Genomic DNA, 20,128 nt, shown 5'->3' with positions numbered 1-20,128 from the left:
CCTTACTTAACAACAAATTTATTTTTTAGAACTATAATAATCCAAAACTCTCATAAGCCTCATAGAAGATGAATTAATAGACAACGCTAACCGAGCAGGAATATCATAAGATATTAAACGCATAATTTTAACACGCAATTCACCCAGAGAAGGCAACTTAGCCAGTTTATTAACATCTTCCACTGTTAACAATTCATTTAAATGAGCTGCGCAAATCACAGACATTTTTTCTTTGTTAGCATTAGTAAAATCAACTATTAATTTTGCAGCTTCTACTATGCCACTAGAGTATATAATAGCAACAGGACCGGAAAATTTGCCTGATAAATAAGAGAATTTACCAGTCCTTTCCAAAGCCAAGCGCGCTAGAGTGTTTTTAACTACTAATACCCCACCTGCTATAGACTTCAGACTATTCCTCAGAGTTAATGAATCATTAGCATTTATAGATTTAAAATTTACTAATATCAAGAAATCATTATTTACAAATACGTTTATTGTGCTCTGTATAAATTCATCCTTATCTTTACGCTTCACGGTATCACTCCCTTAAATTATATCTTCCACTTTGCCTATCTTATAAGCTTTACCCATAGTTGAATTTAAAAAAACACCCTTAAAGTAAATTCCTTTCGCAGAAATAGGTTTATTATCTTTAATTACTTTAAGAAAGGCTTTTAAATTTTCTAGCAAGTCATCAATATCAAATTTAATATTTCCTAATTTACCATGAATAACACCATTTTTATCTGTTCTAAATTTTACCTGACCAGACTTAATGGTTTTAATAGCTTCTGCAATGTTAGAAGTCACAGTACCAAATTTAGGGTTAGGCATCAGCCCTTTAGCACCCAATACTTTTGCAATAGGAGTGATTTTTGCCATAAAATCAGGAGTAGTAATGCACCAATCAACATCTAACTTTCTACCTTTTTTTATTTCTTCAACTAAATCCTCTCCTCCTGCAATATCAGCACCAGCTTTTTCAGCTTCTAATAAATGTTTATCTTGAGCGAAAACAGCTACTTTAATATTCTTCCCGATACCTTTAGGCAAAACTACTGTACCACGCACCTGCTCTTCAGATTTACGTGAATCTACGCCTAAATTGACCGCAATATCAACTGATTCATTAAATTTTGCTGAAGCAGACTCAACAATCTTCTTCAAACACTGCTTAGGATTATCATTATATGTATTCATTTACTTAACCTTCCACAACTTCTATACCCATAGATTTTGCAGTGCCTACAACCATTTTCACTGCTGAATCTTCATTATCCACTTTCATATCAACCATCTTGCACTTTGCTACTTTAATTATAGCAGACATAGGTAATTTAGCCACTAATTCTTTACCAGGATTACCAGAACTTTTACTTAATTTAGCCTCCTGCTTAAGTAAATAAGCCACAGGCGGACCGCTGACAGTAAAATCATGAGAGCGATCATCCTTTATGGAAATTCGCACTGTTACTAAATCGCCTACTTTATAATTAGCGTTAGCAGCACTAGTAACTTTATTAAAAGCTTCACAAAACTTAGGAACAGGTATACCACGTGGACCAAGTACTGAAGCAATTTTCGGTCCTGGAACTGCTTTCCCAGCTTCCATAAGTAAGTTAATCTTAGCAACTATAACACTCATAATTAATCCTCTATTTTCTCTACTTGAGCCAGATCAAGCTCTATTATTGTCGGCTTACCTAAAATCGATACTTCCACATTAATAATTTTTTTCTCATCGTTTACCATATTTACCTTACCAGTAAAATTTTGAAAAAGACCATCATTAATTTTCACTTTTTCACCTTTTTCATAACCATAACCTAACTTCTTTGTCTCTTGAGCATTATAAAGCGCATTACACATTGAGTGAATCTCATCATCCAAAATCACCTTTGGAATATTACCGTTTTTCAAAAATCCATAAACCTTAAGAGATTTTGGTATATTATTGATAAAATTCAATACTTCATCGCATAAATTCACGTATAAAAAGACATAACCAGGAAAGCATTTCCTTCGTGTAGCAATTTTCTTAGATTTCAACTCTACTTCACTTAGCTCTTCATATGGAATAAAAACTTCCTTAAAGTAATCATTAACACCCAATCTCATAGAATTTTCCAATATATGTTGGCGCACTTTCTCTTCACAATTGGAAGCAACTCTCAAGATATACCATTTATATCTATTAAATTCTTTACACTTTAAACTTATCTCATCATCTGAAATCATCTCAAAATCACCAGATTCGCCACTGCAGAATCCAGGCGTTTGATTCAAAATATTTTTGCTTTCATCACACAGATGCATATATACATACACTTCACATAATTCTTTTATATCAGACTTTGAATTACATACCGTTTGATAAGGAATAAACACTTCCTTAAAATAAACAGCATTACTTACCAATTCGCGTATGTTTTGCTCATATCCATAATCAACTTTAATGATATACCATTTATATTCACATTCCATAAATAATTCCAAATAAAGCCTTAATTACGTAAAGAGACATAAAATCCACAAAACAGAAGAAAATCGAAAAGCATAATATAACAATCATTACAACAAATAGAGATGACAACACCTCCTGTTTCTTTACCCAAGCAATTCTTCGTATTTCTTGCTTTATATCACAGAAAAAACCACACAAACTTTTTAACATTTCCACCACAACATTAATGCAGGAGCGATAGGAATTGAACCTACAACCTCTGGTTTTGGAGACCAGCGCTCTACCAATTGAGCTACACTCCTATAACTCAAACTCTCACTCCAAAATTTCAGAAACAACACCAGAACCAACAGTTCTACCGCCTTCTCTTATCGCAAAACGCAATCCCTTATCCATTGCTATCGGTACTTGCAATTCTACTTCTACACTCACATTATCTCCTGGCATTACCATCTCCTTCCCATCTAGCAATTTTATGCTCCCAGTTACATCCGTTGTCCTTAAATAAAACTGTGGCTGGTAATTCGCAAAAAATGGTGTATGCCTTCCTCCTTCCTCTTTCTTTAATATATAAACCTCCGCCTTAAACTTTCTATGCGGTGTTATCGTCCCCGGTTTCGCTAATACTTGCCCTCTCTCCACTTCTTCTCTTTTTGTTCCTCTTAACAATATTCCTACATTGAGTCCTGCACTTCCCTTATCCAGCAACTTCTTAAACATCTCAACACCTGTGCATATCGTCTTTTGCGTCGCTTTCAGACCTATTATCTCTATCTCTTCTCCCGTCTTTATCTCTCCCTTCTCTATTCTTCCTGTTACCACTGTTCCTCGCCCCGATATCGAAAATACATCTTCGATTGGCAATAAAAATGGTAAATCCACAGGCCTTGGTGGAACCGCTACATATTCATCTAACTTTTCCATCAATTTATCTATTGATTTCTTTCCATATTCGCTGCTGTCATCCTCCAGCGCCTTGAGCGCTGAACCAACCACCACAGGCACTTCATCCCCTGGAAATCCGTATTTACTCAGTAATTCCCTCACTTCCATTTCTACTAAATCTATCATATCAGCATCAGCAACATCAGCTTTATTTATATACACCACGATATATCCAACACCTACCTGCTTCGCCAGCAATATATGCTCTCTCGTTTGTGGCATTGGCCCATCAACCCCCGACACTACCAATATCGCCGCATCCATCTGTGCTGCACCTACTATCATGTTCTTTACATAGTCAGCGTGTCCAGGACAATCAACGTGTGCATAATGCCTTTTCTCTGTCTGATACTCAACATGCGCTGTTGCTATCGTTATCCCCCTCTTCCTTTCTTCTGGCGCTTTATCTATCTGATCGTACGCTACAAAATTTCCATAATGCTTCGTTATCGCCGCTGTTAACGTCGTCTTCCCATGATCCACGTGTCCTATTGTTCCCACATTTACATGGGGCTTTCCAAATGCTTCCACTACTGCTGTCATAATTATTACCCTTAATTATACTCTAACTTTAACTCATCAACCACATATTGTGGCACTTGCTCATAACAAGAAAAATGCATACTATACTGCGCCCTTCCCTGAGACATAGAACGCAAAACGTTGATATAACCAAACATATTTGCAAGAGGTACCGAAGCAGTAATTATTTTACTATTATTACCTAAATCGAGCATATCAGCAACATTTCCTCTTCTACTATTTATATCACCCATAACATCACCCATATATTCTTCAGGAGTAATGATTTCAACTTTCATTATAGGCTCCAGCATTTTTGGACCAGCTTTATTTGCCATCTCTTTAAAAGCACCTTTAGCAGCAAGTTCAAAAGCTAAAGGACTAGAATCAACCTCATGAAAAGCACCATCAAGAAGGGTAGCCTTAAAATCAATCAACGGAAATCCCGAAATTATACCACCTTCTTTTATCAACTCCAAGCCATTTTCTACCCCAGGAATATACTCTTTTGGAATAGCACCACCTACAATTTTACTTTCAAATTGAAACCCAGAACCAGGCTCAAGAGGTTCAAATTTTATTTTAACCTTAGCAAACTGACCAGCTCCACCAGATTGTTTTTTATGACTGTAATCAATTTCAACAGATTTAGTGATAGTTTCACGATATGCAACCTGAGGAGCACCGACGTTAGCCTCAACGTTAAATTCGCGCTTCATTCTATCAACAATAATCTCAAGATGGAGCTCACCCATGCCTTTCAATATAGTCTGGCCACTTTCCGCATTTACTGACATTCTCAAAGAAGGATCTTCTGCAACCAACCTATTTAGAGCAATACCTAATTTTTCCTGATCTGAAGTGGTTTTAGGTTCTACAGCAATTTCAATAACAGGCTCAGGAAATTCCATACGCTCCAATAATATAGGAAAATCAACAGAACATAAAGTATCTCCGGTGGTTGTTTTCTTTAGCCCAACTAAAGCAACTATATCTCCAGCCCTAGCCTCAGTTATATCTTCTCGGTTATTTGCATGCATAAGTAACATTCTGCCAATCCCTTCAGTTTCGTTTTTTAACGCATTTGAAACGGTAGATTTAGACTTTAATTTACCAGAATAAATACGGATAAACGTCAAGCTGCCTACAAATTTATCCGTCATCACTTTAAATGCAAGAGCAACAAATTTCTCTTTTTCTGAAGGTTTGACCTCAATTTTCTTTTCTGAATCTTTAGGATCAATTCCAACAATTACATCAACATCAATAGGAGAAGGTAAAAAGTCAACCACACCATCTAAAAGTGGTTGTACGCCTTTATTTTTAAAAGCTGATCCACATAACACAGGAACAAATTTTCCTTTAATGGTCCCATTTCTCACGCATTTTTTCAGTAAATCCACTGGCAGATCATTAGACTCAAAGTAAGTATTCATCGCTTCATCATCCATCTCAGCTGCAGCATCTAATAAAAGATTTCGATATTCTTGAGCCTTATCAAGCAAATCAGAAGGAATATCTTCATAAGAAAATTTAGCGCCCAACGTTTCTTCTTGCCATATAATGGCTTTCATAGAAATAAGGTCAATTATACCTTTGAAATCTTTCTCACTCCCTATTGGTAAATGAATAACTAAAGGTGCTGCACCAAGCTTCGTCTTTATCATATCAACACATCGATAAAAATTTGCCCCTATTCTATCCATCTTATTAACAAAGCAGATACGAGGAACGCTATATTTATCAGCTTGACGCCACACTGTCTCAGATTGAGGTTCAACTCCAGCAACTCCATCAAATACAGCAACTGCACCATCCAAAACCCTTAAAGATCTCTCAACTTCAATAGTGAAATCAACGTGACCAGGAGTGTCTATTATATTGACCCTATGATCATTCCAAAAACATGTTGTTGCAGCAGATGTGATTGTAATACCACGCTCTTTTTCCTGCTCCATCCAATCCATAGAAGCTGCACCATCGTGCACTTCACCAATTCTATTTTGCTTACCAGTATAAAATAAAATACGCTCTGTTGTGGTAGTCTTACCAGCATCTATGTGAGCCATTATCCCTATATTTCTGTATTTAGATATTCCAATTTCCATATCACAATTAATTAGCTAACATTAAAAACGAAGATGAGAAAATGCCTTATTAGCTTCAGCCATTTTATATTTTTCTTCGCACATCTTAAACGCACCACCGCGTTTATTATAAGCATCCAGTATTTCAGATTGCAAACAATCAACAGTGGTTTTTCCACTCTTTTTTCGAGCAGCAGAAGTTGCTTTAGCAATCCACCTTAACGCTAAAGAAACCGCTCTATCTTGTCGAACTTCAACAGGTACTTGATAAGTTGCACCACCAATGCGTCGAGAACGCACTTCTATAGAAGGAGTAACATTTCCTACTGCTGTCTCAAAAATTGATAACCCACCTTCGCCTATTTTCTTTTCAGCTAAAGACAAAGCGTCATAGATAATCTTTTCTGCAGTAGATTTTTTACCACATTTCATGATTGTATTAATGAAACGCATCAGCAAAACACTGCCGTAACGCGAATCAGGACTTATTTCTCTTTTTTTTGCTTTATTCCGACGAGCCATAAACTTTAACCAGATTTCTTTACACCATATTTTGAACGAGCTTTCTTTCGATTTTGCACACCACGCAGATCAAGGGCACCTCTTATTATGTGATAACGCACACCTGGCAAATCTTTAACCCGCCCACCACGTATCAAAACAACAGAGTGTTCTTGTAAATTATGACCTTCACCAGGTATATAAGCCGTCACTTCACCATACCCACTAATTTTTACTCTGGCTACTTTACGGAGTGCTGAGTTAGGCTTTCTAGGAGTTGTAGTATACACCTTAGTGCAAACACCTCTCCTTTGAGGGTTGCTTTCTCCCAAAGCTGGTACCTTTTTCTTATGGGTCAATCCTAATCTACCCTTACGTATTAATTGATTTATCGTAGGCATATGTTATAAACTCAAGCTCATTAAAATAACTAAGTTTTTAGTTATAAAATAATAAACCTCAATAGTCAATATAAAAATAAACATTACTACTCTAATAATTAAGCTCAACTGCCTTGAAAGCCATCAGTAGACTTCTTGCACTACCTCCCAAGCCACAACTGTCATTCAGTAGAAACGAAAAAACTTACTTGACACCCTTCGCCAGCCCCATTATCATGGTACTGAAGGTATTCATTTATCTTCAATCTGTGCAGATTAAATGACAACAGTATTACGTAATTGGCGTCTTATTTTTAATTTTTTGCACTATGCACACTTTACTTCTTCACAACATTTCTGGGTTTTTACCTATATAAGCTGAAACGCGCTTATAAAGCGTTTAAGACAGTATAGTACGCCAATTTGCAGGATTAGAGAGTGACAACTAGCTAATACGGGATATCTTTTGCCTTTTTTTTGCTTAGTAAATTTCTTAAACATTTAAACTAAGGTGAGTTGCATTTAAAAGCAGCTAAATTGCAGTGTTTAAGACTTAAAAAACGCCAATACTGAAAATAGACAATGACTAGGGCTTCTTTTGCCTTTTTTTTGCTTGGTAAATTTCTTAATATTTATGGCAACATGAACTGGGCAGGAAGGTGTCATTCCAGTGCTTGACACTGGAATCCAGTTTTCCATATAATCTCATCGAAAATGTTGTAACCACTTTCTGTGCTAGTTTGCTTGCTTACAAGCAAACTTTTCTGGATCTCAGTGTCTGGGCACTGGGATGACAGGGGAGGGAGGCTACTTGGATGACACCATTCTTTTTCCTGGATCCAAGTAGTCAGGGCACTGGGATGACAGGAGAAGGTACTAGGATGACACCCTGACCTCGTCGTCCCGCTACGTGTTAGCGGAATCTAGAGATACCGTGACGGTATGACGTAAAGCTCGCATTAGCTATACTTTTATGCTCACCAACTTAGCTGGATCCAAGTAGTCAAGCTACTTGGATCTGCAAATTGCAATGTTCGTACAGCTGCGTGCTTGACACTGGGATTTAGTGCAGCTACCCTAAACTGGAAGCTCATCTTGCTATTTTTGGCTGAAAGAAACATATTTTTAGAATAATGAAAACAATCAGCACTTTAATTCAAGAAGGATCGGAGTTATTATCGTCACATAAAGTTGAATCACCACATTTAGATTGTGAAATCATCATGCAGCACGTACTTGGAGTGGAAAGATCATTTATAATTGTGAACCATGCTGATCAAGTGCCGATGGAGAAAGAACTTTTATTTTGGAAATTAACAAAAAAAAGAGCGGAAAGATATCCAATATCGCAAATAATAGGTAATCGTGAATTCTGGAGTAAAAATTTTATAGTTAACCAGCATGTTTTAGATCCAAGGCCAGATAGTGAAACAATAATCCTAGCAGTGTTAAAATATTACCCAAACAAAAAACAGAAACTAAAAATTGCAGATTTTGGTACAGGCACAGGTTGTTTATTGATATCCGTACTTAGTGAGTATGAATATGCTGTTGGCGTCGGTTTTGAAAAAAGCTTGGAAGCATATAAAGTTGCCTATCAAAACACAAAAAAACATGATCTTCTCAGCAGAGCCAAAATATTTCCAAGTTCGTGGACAGAGTGCAGAGGTTCATTCGATCTTATAATCAGTAATCCTCCATATATTAAAAGAAGCAAATTGAAAGACTTGCAAGCTGAAGTGCAAAAGGAACCAAGAATTGCCCTTGATGGTGGTATTGATGGTTTGAGCTGTTACTTGAGCATTTTTCCAATATTGAGAAAGTGCCTTAAAAAAAATGGGTTTGCGATATTGGAGATAGGTGAAGATCAAAGCAATATTGACAAAATAATCCCCTCATACGAATTAGCTTTTCAGGAATATGTATATGACTTAGCGGGAATGAAGAGATGCATTGTTGTGAAAAGAACATAGCTAATGTTTTTTTGCCTTCATCCCATATTATCCTATATCATCCCAGTACCCTCTACCTAGTCATCCAAGTAGCGTGACTACTTGGATCTATATTTAACTAGATCCTATGGTCAAGCCATAGGACGACAGGAACGGTTTTATGCATTTTTTAAAGGGCAACATGTTTAAGCTTTGCTGGCAAAATGGAAAGTAAGACCAGCCTCTATACCGTGTGTGTGAAATAGTTGATTACCTATATTTATTTCCTCAGTTACTTTGCTACCTGAGCTAGGATTAAGCTTCTTTTTTTTATCATTATTAGGGTCGTCTACCACTTGTCCTAACCTTTTTGCTGTAAGCTTAATATCGCTACCAATAGCACCAAAACCTCTATATCCGATATGCATATTTACATCTTCGTTTATGCGATAGTCAAAGCCAGCTTTTAATTGACCTGCGGGTCTTATTGAAGGTTTTTCAAACATCGTCATTCTTGTTGCACCGATCCCAATACCAACGTAAGGAGAAAAAGAGAAACGGTCACTTTTCCAATGATGATAAACATTTGCCATTACAGATATGTTCTCAATTTGGTCATGACTAACTGCAGCACTATAGAGATAAGTTTCTTTATCAGGATCCTCACCAGTCTCCTTTAGGTATGAAACAGTTATTTGGCTACTTGTTAAACCAATATTATCCACTTTTACAGAAGAATACATCCCTTCCAATTCAGCCCTATAGCTGTTGTTACCCAATTCCCCTGTGTAACCAAATGCCACATTTGCAGCAAAAGGTGGATTATAATCTCCTTTATACTCACTTAGTGACTGACCTTCTGTGTTCTGAGCACCCCTGTCATTTATAGACAAATTTTTGATACCTGTAGTGCTTGTTTTTAGTACGCTTGTGTTATTTAAATATTGACCGTATACCCACTACCAAAGTAAAACCCTTCTGTTTCACTTGCAAAAGATTGTTGTGACAACAATAAAGCAAATGCTGTAACCGCTAATGTTTTTTTACTAATCATTACTACTCCCCTAGTTAAAATAGCTAATCTAATACTAATTAATTAAAAATGGCTTAATATGAAAAACCTAATTATTTGCATAACTTGCACTTTTCTGAGCTAAAAATAGGCAAAGTTAACCTTACTTCTCGTCATTTTTTAATTTATCCTCATCTTCAAATTCATCCTCCTCTTCTTTGTCATCAAACCCATCATCGCTCCTATCCTCATCTTCCTCGTCATCATCTTCAAACTTATCGTCGATATCTTCATCATCAATATCTTCGTCTGCAAATTCATCTGATTCATCATATACTGCATCTTCGGTTTTAGTTTCAGCAGGATAATCAACTGAATTAGGTCCCTCAAGAACATTATTCCCCTCGTTATTAACCTTATCTTTGCTCGCAGCGGCAGAAAGAACTTTGTTTGGGTCATATGGTTCTTGTGTAGGCACACGAGTTTGTTTGAGCAGCCTTCTTGTGAAGGTGGTATCACTGTAGTACAAAATTTTCTTTGATTTAATTGGGTAAGTCGACTCTATTAAAATTATCTGATCGTCACGTGGCAACATAATAACTTCTTGAGGCAATAGCAATGCTCTCTGTATTTCAGAGATATGTAATGACCTTGAAGCAGGATTTAAATCTAAAAATTTAGGCTTATTCAACGATTCTTGTTGTACAGTTTTGTTTCCTATAAGTTGCGATATTAAATTAGCTGTTTCAATATTATTGGCTGCAAAAGTTATTCTGTAAGTCGAGTTTGACAAAAAGGAGTTCATCCCTGCTTCTTCGTATATTCCTTTGAGCTGCTCAGTATCTTGAACAATTAAGAATAACCTAACTCGATAACCACGAAAATATGCAATACCTGTTTGAAATTGCTCCATTTTTCCAAGTGTAGGAAACTCATCCATTAAAAACAATACGCCATAAGGCTCGTCATCCGATGGCAATTTTCTACATAAAAACTCAGTTGCCTGTTGGTAAAAAACCTGCATTAAAGGCCTGAGCCTAGTCAAGTTGTCAGGAGTTAAACCAACATAAACTGTAATTTTCTTCTTTTTAAAATCTAGAATATTAAAATCACTTGACGCAGTTGCAGTATCAATCAATGGGTTTACCCACAATTCAAGTGATGAGTTCATGGTTGATACAACACCTGACCTTTCTTTATCAGCTTTTTGTAAAAAAGCTGCAATATTCATATATGCTACAGGGTGTAGTATTTTACCCATTGTATCAAGAGCAACAGCAAGATTATAAACCACGTCATCACTACGCATCGTACGCACAACTTCACCAAAAGATTTAACTTTCTCTGGTGCAGCAAGTAAGTATAATACCACTCCAACAAATAAGCTTCTTGCTTCATTCTGCCAAAAGTCTTGTTCAGGCATGATTAGGTTAGCTATTTTCTGCACATCGTCAACCATCTGCCCAGGTTTTTCACTAATCCATTGTAATGGATTGTAACAGTGACTTATTCCATCTGGCTGCGCTGGATTCCATACGTATACTTTTTGTCCTTGTCGTTCTCGCCAACCACTTGTTATTTCATAGTTTTCTAATTTTATGTCGTGTACAATTACCGAGTCAGTCCAAAATAATAAATTAGGAATTACAAAGCCAACACCCTTACCAGAACCTGTAGGTGCAAATAACAATGCATGCTGAAACCTATCAGAAATGAAGTATCCTCTTTTATCTTTACCAAGCAATAATCCCTTTTTGCTTCTTAATCCTGCTTTTCGTATGTCTTTCTCTGATGCCCACTGCGAATCTCCATGAAGTGATTCCTTCTTTTTAAATGGTCGCCACTCAATTATCCTTTCTCTTAAATTCCATAAGATAATCATTAAAACAATGATAGGCAGTGCAGAAGATATAATTAATGTGATTTTGAGCTCAAGGCTATATAACTCTGGATGATGCCAACAATATTGTATATGATCAAAAATCGTTGGCCAAAGAGCTTGAGGGAAAGGCGCCAAACTAGGATTAATTGCCTTAAAATCCACAGCATCCGGACCATCAGCAAACAGAACAAACAATATACCAGATAGATAGAAGCAAAACTCAAGTACGCTAAAAGCTACTACACCTCCTATGAGAATATTACGTAGGTGATTTCTATTACTCATAAACTACTCTTCCTTAACTTATGTATAAATTTAAGCATTTTCGCTCGCAGATCTAGTAAATAATATCTCAGAAATGCTTCTTTTGCCCCCACCGGTTCTTTTTAGCTGAATAACAATATCAATCACATTTCTAATGTATGGTATAATTTGGTCTGGAGGAATGCCAAGGTTTGCTTGCATAACCATCAGTTTTATTTGCTCAAGGGCCATTGTTGGACTATCCGCATGAAGGGTTGATATTGATCCAGGGTGACCAGTATTTATCGCCCTAAGAAAACTAAAAGCTTCCGCTCCACGGAGCTCACCAACTATTATTCTGTCTGGCCTTAAACGTAAGCACGCTTCTATCAAATCTTGAGTGGTTACTTTTGCTCTGCCCTGCCCTCCTTTAGAGGCAATTAGATGGACTTTATTGGGATGATCGTTCAAAACGATTTCCCTTGCATCCTCAACAGTAATAATTCTTTCCTCATCTGGAATAGCACGCAAAGTAGCATTAGTAAAAGTAGTCTTACCAGTGGAAGTTCCACCACTAATTATAATATTTTTCTTACTTATTACAGCGTATTCTAAAAACTCTTTTATTTTTTTTTGCCTTAACAATAAATCCAAATGACGGTCAACTGGATTATCAGTTGCTTCTGTAACAGTTTCAGAAAAAGCCCCCATTTTTTCGTAATCATCGAGTGCTAACTGCATGCTAGAAGGCTTACGAATCGACATGACTACTTTATCAGGTTCACATGCTGGCGGAAATACTATCTGTATACGATAACCATTTGGTAATGTTGCCGAAAGTAACGGCGCTTCTTCGCTAAGTTTTTGTTCTGTAGCTTGAGCAATCAGTCTGCCAAGAGATTTCAAATGGTTAAGATCGAATACTTCTAATTTTTCACACCTTATTTCACCGCGATTTTCAATCCATACTTCCTTTGGCTTATTTATTGATATTTCATTTACGCCTTCTTCTTGAAATATGCCTTGTAATGGCTCCAAATATGTATCAAGTGCAGCATAGTTCATTTCATTGATTTAATATTGCCTGTGGAGGAAATACTATATCTTGGTTAACAAATACTTTCAATGCAGTGCCTTGATCAACATAAATAGTTGGTTTTTTATCTGTATATCTGCCCACTACATCCCGCATATCTTTAGAAAAATCCTCGATTGATTTCCCGATTGCTTCATCATAAACAGACTTGCTTTTTCTTTGAATTTGTTCTAACAGTTGATTTACAATTTCCAGGCTTATATTTACCTCGTCTTCTTCAATTCCTAGTGCTTTTGCTATTTCCTCTTTCATTATTTTTAGTAAATCTTGTCTGCTTTTGGCACTCCGAATTCTTCCGATAGCCCCAAGGCCTAATTTCCATTTGTCACTAGATATCTTCTTTTCTGGGTCAATAATGAGTTGGAGAGAAGAAAAATCTATTTCGGTTGCAGTGATAGACTTTACTGCATCTCTGACAGTTAGCGTATCAACAAGATTAGAAGCCTTTTGCCCTATAACAGCAGAACCAATCGAAACACCAGCAAGTGTCACCGAAGAGAATAACGCACTTACTATTTTGTTATCAACTATTCCTGCTATTCCTGCTCTACCAAGCTCGTCAGTACTAAGTGATGAGATTGCAATATCTATTCCATGTGGCAGAATCACTCTATTCCAGTTTATATTTACACGAGATTTAGCAACATTCGAGTCAAATGAATAACTGCCTATCAATCTTGAGCCTTTAGGTATTAAAACTGTATCACCAGTTTCTGCATAAACATCTCTACTCACCATAGCACGCAGCATTCCTTGCAGATCAGAGTTTATTGCAGTTTCAAGAACAGCATCAATAATTTTACCTTGAGTAATCATTAAACCAAGCTTTCCTACTCTGGTAGCTTTGCTCGATTGTGCTGAAGTGTCGGATAAAATAGCATCAGCAGCCTTGTTCTCTCCACTACCACCTGAAATTGTCAACATCTGTGCACTACGTCTGTCTCTAGGATAACCGCCACCCCCTATTGTAGGAAACGAGGTAGGTAAATTGCCCATAACATTACTAGAAGGAAAATTTTGCTTTGGCAAAATAGGTATATTTGACACAGGAGTTTCTTTTGGTTTCTCTTCTTCTTTTTTCATCACTTCTTCTTTTCTAATTTGTTTTATTTCTGGTATGATTAGTGGTGTAGGAAGAGGAGGTAAGGGTGGTAAGGGATCAGTTATTATTCTTTCAGGAACCATTACATTATCTGGAACTTGTTCCAACTTTCCTTTCAATTCTTGAACGTTTTGCTTTGTTTCCTCTTTTTTAATAACTTCTGAACCCTCTTTAGGAGAAGGACTAAAATAGAGATAATACACTCCACCAGCCAGAAGCACTAAAATAATGACCATCAATGCCCTATGACCTTGATTAGAGCCAACTGTTACTACCTTATTCTCTATTTCTGATTCATCTTCTGAATTGTTACGCCTTTCTTTATTCATATTGCATGTACCACAGCTAAAGTGACCTATTTATAATTTCAACTTCACCATCTTCATAACGCATAAATAGCTTTTTATGTACTCCTTTTATTATAACATAATCATCAAATAACAGCCTTTTACAAGGTTTATCCTCCCCTTCTACAAAAACCTGAGGTATTTTATTATTATTTCTAAATTTTAAATAGGTTAAATAACCATCATCAAATAACTCGATCGGAACTATATCCGCATTACCACCTTCATCAATATATGTATAATTGTACTTCGTATCATTTTCTTGTATTATTTTTTCTAGCTTGTCTGTAGTATATTGCATTTGAGTAGGTAAAGAAACCTCATCTAAATCAACATCAAATTCACCTTCTTCTTGAGGATAATAAAAACGTACTACGTAAGATATATCCTTTTCAGCAGAATAATCGTGATCTACTTTCTTAGCATCAGTATCCGGGTATTTATCGTAGTTTGGCCTTGAGATTAAATCAAAAATGTAATTTCTTTTTTTAGTTGTCGTAATAATCATGTTAGTGCGACTACTAACTTCAAATGGCATGATAAGCAATTTATTGTCATAAGGATTAATTTTCCAACTTGATGCATCACCAACAGCGATATTTTTAACTTTTTCTCCTTCCGCAAATTCAATATAAGAATAGTAACCCTGACTAAAAACCACCGTAAATACTTCATTAGGGCTATACACAAAAGTCTTTATTCTACTATCTATAGAAATAGGCTCATTATAATTAATGGATGCGTTTAAATTGCCACTTACAAGTAAAGCTAAAACTAATAATATCCTATACATATTCATCATCTACTCTATATGAAATAACTTGAAATCCTAATGGGTTAATATATCTTTGCTGATCATCCATTTCAAGCGATGCATATCTATATGACATAATAACTATCTTATTTTTTCTCGTAGAACTTCCATCTTTCCGTGTAAATTCCACAAAAAATCTCACCTGAAGAGCATCGTTACCCAACTTTTGAATTGAGCGAATTTTAAATTCACTTTTGGTATCTGAATATAAATTAAAAAGATCATCCATATTCTGCGATCCTACATAATTTCTAAATTCATTATACACATCAGGTGAGGAAAACAACCTCACCTTTGTATAATAGTTATAATTATAATGATATGGATCAAAAACCTCCCTTGCTTTTATATACTCTGAAATAAAATAATCGTTTAGCGCTTCATCTGCAGAATACTGTTTTACTGTGACAGGATCAACCAATTGCACTATTCCTGATTTCTTGTCAATTTCTATAACAAATGGCTCAATAGTGCTACTTGTGCTAATTTTAAATATGACTAATATGCTGATAGAGATCGTTGCTAATAATATTAATGCAAATAAAAGTAGAATATTCCTTTGAGCAATAACTGTGCTGTAGCGGTTTGAATTCCAATTTATATCCTTATCTAAGGATTCAGTATTTTTTTCTCGCTTAAAAAATCTTAGCATTTTAGTATTCCTAAAAATCTTAACTTATGTTAATAAACATAGCAAATTAACAAAGTAGTTACAGCAAAAAAGCTAAAAAACTCTTAATCTATGGCCTAATTTACCAAACTTTGTCTCCATATATGAATCGTTATATTTATTACGTTCCACAATAAGTGGTAGACACTTTGTAACTCCTATACCACTACTTTCCAATTCTGACAATTTCCTATCATTGTTTGTAAGTAATTGGATTTTGTTAATGTTCAATTTCTTAAGCATTTTAGCTGCAACAGCAAAACTCCTTTCATCATCTTCAAAACCCAATATTCTATTTGCATCAACAGTATCAAGATTATGTCCTCTTTGCATACTGTACGCTCTTAACTTATTAGTTAAACCAATGCCTCTTCCATCTTGCATCAAATACAATATAATACCACTTCCAGAGTCAGCTATCATTTGAATTGCTTGACGTAACTGACTTCTGCAATCGCATGACAAGCTATCTAACAAGTCACCCGTATAGCACGAAGAATGAATTCTCACTAATGGTTCGTCATCTTTATCTGGATTGCCAATGATAATTGCATGATGTTCTCTTCCACCACTTTCGGTTCTATAAGATATGATATTTACTTCTTGAGTCTGTTTTAAAAATAATGATGTTTTGCACACTTCATATATATCCTGATTTTCTTGAAAATTATTTATGAATGACGTGTCCAGTGCAATAACGTCATTTTTCTCGCACCAATTTCGCATTTCATGGTTATTCTCAAAAGTCATATCAGCCACTAACGCGTATGGCAATAATTCTGAGAACTTAAGCAAGGCAATAGCACATTCATCTATTGTCTTTGAGCATTGCAACTCTTTTATGCAATCTTCCTTTGAACAGTTTATTAAATAGAGCAGTTCATCAAAATTATTCACCAACAGACGTTTGCTGTTATGTTCTTTATTCTGAGATATGTATTTTACCTTACTTGAAGTTAAAGTAACATATACATTACTTGATGTAAGCTTGTATTGATTAAATAAATCTCTTTCTAAAGCCTCAGCAGCAGCAAACAATAGGTAATTACTTTCATCATATATTACAATTGGCCGACCGCGCCTGATTTCGCTGATAGCTCTTTCTACCTTATTGCTACTCTGATTTCCTATAAACATTTTTACCCATATTAAACAGCGATAAAAACTGGTGCGGCCGAGAAGACTTGAACTTCCAAGGCCTTATGAGCCACAGCGACCTCAACGCTGCGTGTCTACCAATTCCACCACGGCCGCACTATATTCTAGTTTTTATATAATTATTTTAAATTACTTAATCATTTTAGAATTTTTCATCTAGAGTGTCAATCTGATACTAGAATAATTTAGAAATTGTTTGTATAATTTGATTATGAATTTTGTGATTATAAATTTTAATCATTTAAGATAACCTTACTACTAATTTTTAACTTAGGTTTTTATACAAATGAATATAGCTAATATCTTTATTTTTTTAGCTCTCTCTCTTATAACTAGCTTTCATTTCGTCCATGCACAAATATTATACACATGGTCTCAAGTTATCCCAGAAAATAAACTAAGCATACGCGCAATTACGGACAATGACATGTGTCCCATTGTTTATGTTGATGGCGAGGAAACAGAAATGCTGAATCGCAGCTCAATTAACAATGGTGGTCATAACGAAACAGTTTGTGAACTGACAGTACAAACAAGTGCCAAAAACATTAGTATTGAGGATCTACGGGTTCCTATATTACCAAAAAAGGTTAATAAAATTGCTTTCATTGGTGACACGGGCTGTAGAATAAATATGTTATTTCAGCAGGAATGTAATTCGGTAGATAGCTGGCCTTTAAAAAAAAATTTAGATTCAATCGCCCTTCATAAACCAGATTTAATTATCCATGTTGGTGATTATCATTATAGACAAACAAAATGTAGAAATACAAAAAAGTGTGGCGATATTTATGGATATAATAAAGAAGTTTGGTACGCTGATTGGTTTGAGCCTGCAAAGGATATTTTATCACAATCCCCTTTCCTTTTTGTTCGTGGAAACCATGAGAGTTGTGATAGAGCTTATGAAGGATGGTTCAGGTATCTAGATTCATACCCCTTTTCGTCTGAAAAATGTGGAAACTTCGTTTCTAGTTGGTCCTTAGATGCTGGACCGATGAAATTTTTTATCTTCGACTCTTCATCCGGTGAGGATATTTTTACAACCCAAAGCACAATTGATGCTTTTGAGAGGCAATCTGATAAATTGATACAAAATAGTTCTGACAAGCCCATGTGGTTTTTAACTCATAAACCGCTTTGGAGATCTCCAAAAAAAGAATTTTTGACATTAAAAAGCCATGGTAATCTTACACAAATCGAAGCTTTTGGAGATAAATTTCCAAGCAATGTTACTACCATAGTTTCTGGCCACATTCATATAGCCCAGATTTTATTAATGGATAATGTTCCAGACCAAATTATAGTTGGAAACGGTGGTGCATCATTACACACTCAAGATCAAGAATCTGTTTATCAAAATGTAGAATTTGACTATTCAAATGGTAAAAACTACTTAGCACACGAGGTTAGAAACTTTTTTGGCTTTGGCTTTGCAATACTAAATTTAGATGATCACGAATTTACCTTCTATAATCAACACAATAAGGAAATGTATTCTGCGAAGCTAACAGAAGATTTTAAACTTAAACGGATTAAAACTATAGTCGATTCATTTTAGGATTTGTTATTAGCTATTTTAAAAACGCTACTTAAACATTTTTTTTAATCGATTGATTTCATCAGCAAATTTTGAGTCGGTCTTTATAAAATTTTCTACTTGTTTTACTGCATGTATAACAGTAGCATGGTCTCTGCCACCAAAGTTTCTCCCAATATCTGGTAGGCTTTTTTGCGTAAATTTTTTGGCAAAATACATAGCTATTTGTCTTGGCCTTGCAAGACTGCGAAGCCTTCTATTGGATTGCATATCTGCAACCTTTATATTGAAAAATTCAGCTACTTTCTTTTGTATTTCTTCTATTGTGACTGACCTATGATTTGACCTAAGAAGATCGATTAGGGTTTCACTAGCTGATTCTACCGTCATACTTCTTCCAATTAATGAGGTATGGGTAACCTTATTTAATGCTCCTTCTAATTCTCTTATATTAGATTTTATGTTCCTTGCTAAAAACTCTAGGACATCTTTCGGAACATACATATTCATCTGCTCCACTTTTGCCTGCAATATACCAAGCCTTAATTCAAAAGTTGTTTCATTAATATCTGCCACCAACCCCCAACCGAGTCGTGATTTTATTCTTTCTTCCACTCCATCAAGATCACTAGGAGACCTATCAGCTGATATAACCAATTGTTTATTTTGGTCTATCAATGCATTGAAAGTGTGAAAAAATTCTTCTTGTGTACTATCTTTACCACTGATAAATTGCACATCATCTACCATCAATACATCTACTGATCTAAATTGCTCTTTAAATAACATAATATCTTTGCTTCGCAGCGCTGTAATATATTGGTACATGAATTTCTCTGCTGATAAATACACCACTTTTCTTTTTGCTGATGGGGAATTGACTATGTGCCAAGCTATAGCATGCATTAGATGTGTTTTACCAAGTCCCACTCCACCATATAGAAACAAAGGATTGCTGCCTAATATTGGATCTATAGATTCTGCCACACGCTTTGCCGCCGTAAATGCTAATTCATTTGGCTTTCCCACTACAAAATTATCAAAGGTGAACCTTGGATCCAGCGGCGAACCAAGATTATGATTACTTTCCTCTCTGTTTTTTAGTATAACATTAAAATTTGAATTCCTCTCCTCAATTACTTGAATATCAATAGAACGTATACTTTTATCTTCGCTTTGCCATAATGATAATATTTTTTTCATGTAATGAACTGTAATCCACTCTTTTATAAACCTTGTTGACACGGATAAAAGAACTTCCCCATTTCTGCTACTGACAAATTTTAGTGAACTCAGCCAGCTATTATATGTTGCTTCTCCATAAAGATTATAAAGACAATTTTGGATTTTTTCCCAAGTAACATTATGATCCGTTACTGTAATAATCTGATCAAAAAACATAGTAGAAACCTTAGGGCTAGTTAAGTTCAT

Annotated in this window: 18 protein-coding genes, 2 tRNA genes and 1 pseudogene; 2 read left to right on the top strand and 19 right to left on the bottom strand. The window is 35.5% G+C overall.

All coding sequences use genetic code 11. The features are described 5' to 3' along the window. Nucleotides 1–18: 18 nt before the first annotated feature. From rplJ to rpsL, 10 genes are all read right to left on the bottom strand, one after another. Nucleotides 19–537: a 50S ribosomal protein L10 gene (gene rplJ, locus ACJZL3_RS00105; protein WP_338482014.1), complete on the bottom strand. Its 519-nt coding sequence runs from the start codon at nt 535–537 to the stop codon at nt 19–21. 12 nt (nt 538–549) lie between these two features. Then, nucleotides 550–1,203, bottom strand: coding sequence for a 50S ribosomal protein L1 (gene rplA, locus ACJZL3_RS00100; protein WP_065094732.1), 654 nt, complete (start codon nt 1,201–1,203; stop codon nt 550–552). Between the two features lie 4 nt (nt 1,204–1,207). Further along, on the bottom strand, nt 1,208–1,648 hold the full coding sequence (locus ACJZL3_RS00095; protein ID WP_006279541.1) for a 50S ribosomal protein L11: 441 nt from the start codon (nt 1,646–1,648) through the stop codon (nt 1,208–1,210). Nucleotides 1,649–1,650: 2 nt separating this feature from the next. Continuing rightward, nucleotides 1,651–2,487: a transcription termination/antitermination protein NusG gene (nusG, locus tag ACJZL3_RS00090; RefSeq protein WP_070356705.1), complete on the bottom strand. Its 837-nt coding sequence runs from the start codon at nt 2,485–2,487 to the stop codon at nt 1,651–1,653. Further along, nucleotides 2,477–2,677: a preprotein translocase subunit SecE gene (gene secE / locus ACJZL3_RS00085; RefSeq protein WP_022626186.1), complete on the bottom strand. Its 201-nt coding sequence runs from the start codon at nt 2,675–2,677 to the stop codon at nt 2,477–2,479. The genes nusG and secE overlap by 11 nt, the downstream gene beginning before the upstream one ends. A gap of 19 nt (nt 2,678–2,696) precedes the next feature. Further along, nucleotides 2,697–2,769 (bottom strand) — tRNA-Trp (locus tag ACJZL3_RS00080). 13 nt (nt 2,770–2,782) lie between these two features. Beyond that, complete coding sequence (tuf, locus tag ACJZL3_RS00075; protein WP_010962309.1) at nt 2,783–3,955, bottom strand: elongation factor Tu; 1,173 nt, start codon at nt 3,953–3,955, stop codon at nt 2,783–2,785. A gap of 11 nt (nt 3,956–3,966) precedes the next feature. Next, nucleotides 3,967–6,042: an elongation factor G gene (gene fusA / locus ACJZL3_RS00070; RefSeq protein ID WP_419198782.1), complete on the bottom strand. Its 2,076-nt coding sequence runs from the start codon at nt 6,040–6,042 to the stop codon at nt 3,967–3,969. A gap of 21 nt (nt 6,043–6,063) precedes the next feature. Beyond that, nucleotides 6,064–6,543, bottom strand: coding sequence for a 30S ribosomal protein S7 (gene rpsG, locus ACJZL3_RS00065; RefSeq protein ID WP_007549313.1), 480 nt, complete (start codon nt 6,541–6,543; stop codon nt 6,064–6,066). Nucleotides 6,544–6,548: 5 nt separating this feature from the next. Then, nucleotides 6,549–6,923: a 30S ribosomal protein S12 gene (gene rpsL, locus ACJZL3_RS00060; protein WP_006279787.1), complete on the bottom strand. Its 375-nt coding sequence runs from the start codon at nt 6,921–6,923 to the stop codon at nt 6,549–6,551. Nucleotides 6,924–8,035: 1,112 nt separating this feature from the next. Between rpsL and prmC the strand changes: the two genes are divergently transcribed. After that, entirely contained in the window at nt 8,036–8,875 is an 840-nt protein-coding gene (prmC, locus tag ACJZL3_RS00055) for a peptide chain release factor N(5)-glutamine methyltransferase (RefSeq protein WP_010962305.1), read from the top strand. A gap of 164 nt (nt 8,876–9,039) precedes the next feature. On the opposite strand, the pseudogene ACJZL3_RS00050 reads toward prmC, so the two are convergent. The 8 genes and pseudogenes from ACJZL3_RS00050 to ACJZL3_RS00015 form a co-directional block, all read right to left on the bottom strand. Next, nucleotides 9,040–9,887 (bottom strand): annotated as a pseudogene (locus ACJZL3_RS00050) (P44/Msp2 family outer membrane protein). A gap of 121 nt (nt 9,888–10,008) precedes the next feature. Beyond that, complete coding sequence (locus tag ACJZL3_RS00045) at nt 10,009–12,012, bottom strand: type IV secretory system conjugative DNA transfer family protein (RefSeq protein ID WP_419198781.1); 2,004 nt, start codon at nt 12,010–12,012, stop codon at nt 10,009–10,011. Nucleotides 12,013–12,042: 30 nt separating this feature from the next. Next, on the bottom strand, nt 12,043–13,035 hold the full coding sequence (gene virB11, locus ACJZL3_RS00040) for a P-type DNA transfer ATPase VirB11 (protein ID WP_010962302.1): 993 nt from the start codon (nt 13,033–13,035) through the stop codon (nt 12,043–12,045). Between the two features lies 1 nt (nt 13,036). Then, nucleotides 13,037–14,497, bottom strand: coding sequence for a TrbI/VirB10 family protein (locus ACJZL3_RS00035; protein WP_010962301.1), 1,461 nt, complete (start codon nt 14,495–14,497; stop codon nt 13,037–13,039). 16 nt (nt 14,498–14,513) lie between these two features. Then, entirely contained in the window at nt 14,514–15,314 is an 801-nt protein-coding gene (gene virB9 / locus ACJZL3_RS00030) for a P-type conjugative transfer protein VirB9 (RefSeq protein WP_174515708.1), read from the bottom strand. Further along, nucleotides 15,301–15,981: a virB8 family protein gene (locus ACJZL3_RS00025; RefSeq protein ID WP_010082650.1), complete on the bottom strand. Its 681-nt coding sequence runs from the start codon at nt 15,979–15,981 to the stop codon at nt 15,301–15,303. Before ACJZL3_RS00025 ends, virB9 begins: the two co-directional genes overlap by 14 nt. Nucleotides 15,982–16,053: 72 nt before the next feature. Next, a complete protein-coding gene (locus tag ACJZL3_RS00020) occupies nt 16,054–17,136 on the bottom strand; it encodes a GTP cyclohydrolase II (protein ID WP_419198780.1) in 1,083 nt (360 codons plus the stop codon). A gap of 29 nt (nt 17,137–17,165) precedes the next feature. Continuing rightward, nucleotides 17,166–17,253 (bottom strand) — tRNA-Leu (locus ACJZL3_RS00015). Nucleotides 17,254–17,443: 190 nt separating this feature from the next. On the opposite strand from ACJZL3_RS00015, the gene ACJZL3_RS00010 reads away from it, so the two are divergent. Continuing rightward, complete coding sequence (locus ACJZL3_RS00010; protein ID WP_419198779.1) at nt 17,444–18,718, top strand: metallophosphoesterase family protein; 1,275 nt, start codon at nt 17,444–17,446, stop codon at nt 18,716–18,718. A gap of 27 nt (nt 18,719–18,745) precedes the next feature. Here the strand turns inward: ACJZL3_RS00010 and dnaA are convergent, their stop codons facing one another. Beyond that, nucleotides 18,746–20,098, bottom strand: coding sequence for a chromosomal replication initiator protein DnaA (gene dnaA / locus ACJZL3_RS00005; protein WP_022626183.1), 1,353 nt, complete (start codon nt 20,096–20,098; stop codon nt 18,746–18,748). Between the last annotated feature and the right edge of the window lie 30 nt (nt 20,099–20,128).

The sequence above is a fragment of the Wolbachia endosymbiont of Rhagoletis cingulata genome, assembly GCF_048537655.1.
In the GTDB taxonomy this organism is placed as follows: domain Bacteria; phylum Pseudomonadota; class Alphaproteobacteria; order Rickettsiales; family Anaplasmataceae; genus Wolbachia; species Wolbachia pipientis.
Note: the sequence above shows the minus strand (reverse complement) of the source record. Positions and strands in the feature narration are given on the sequence as shown.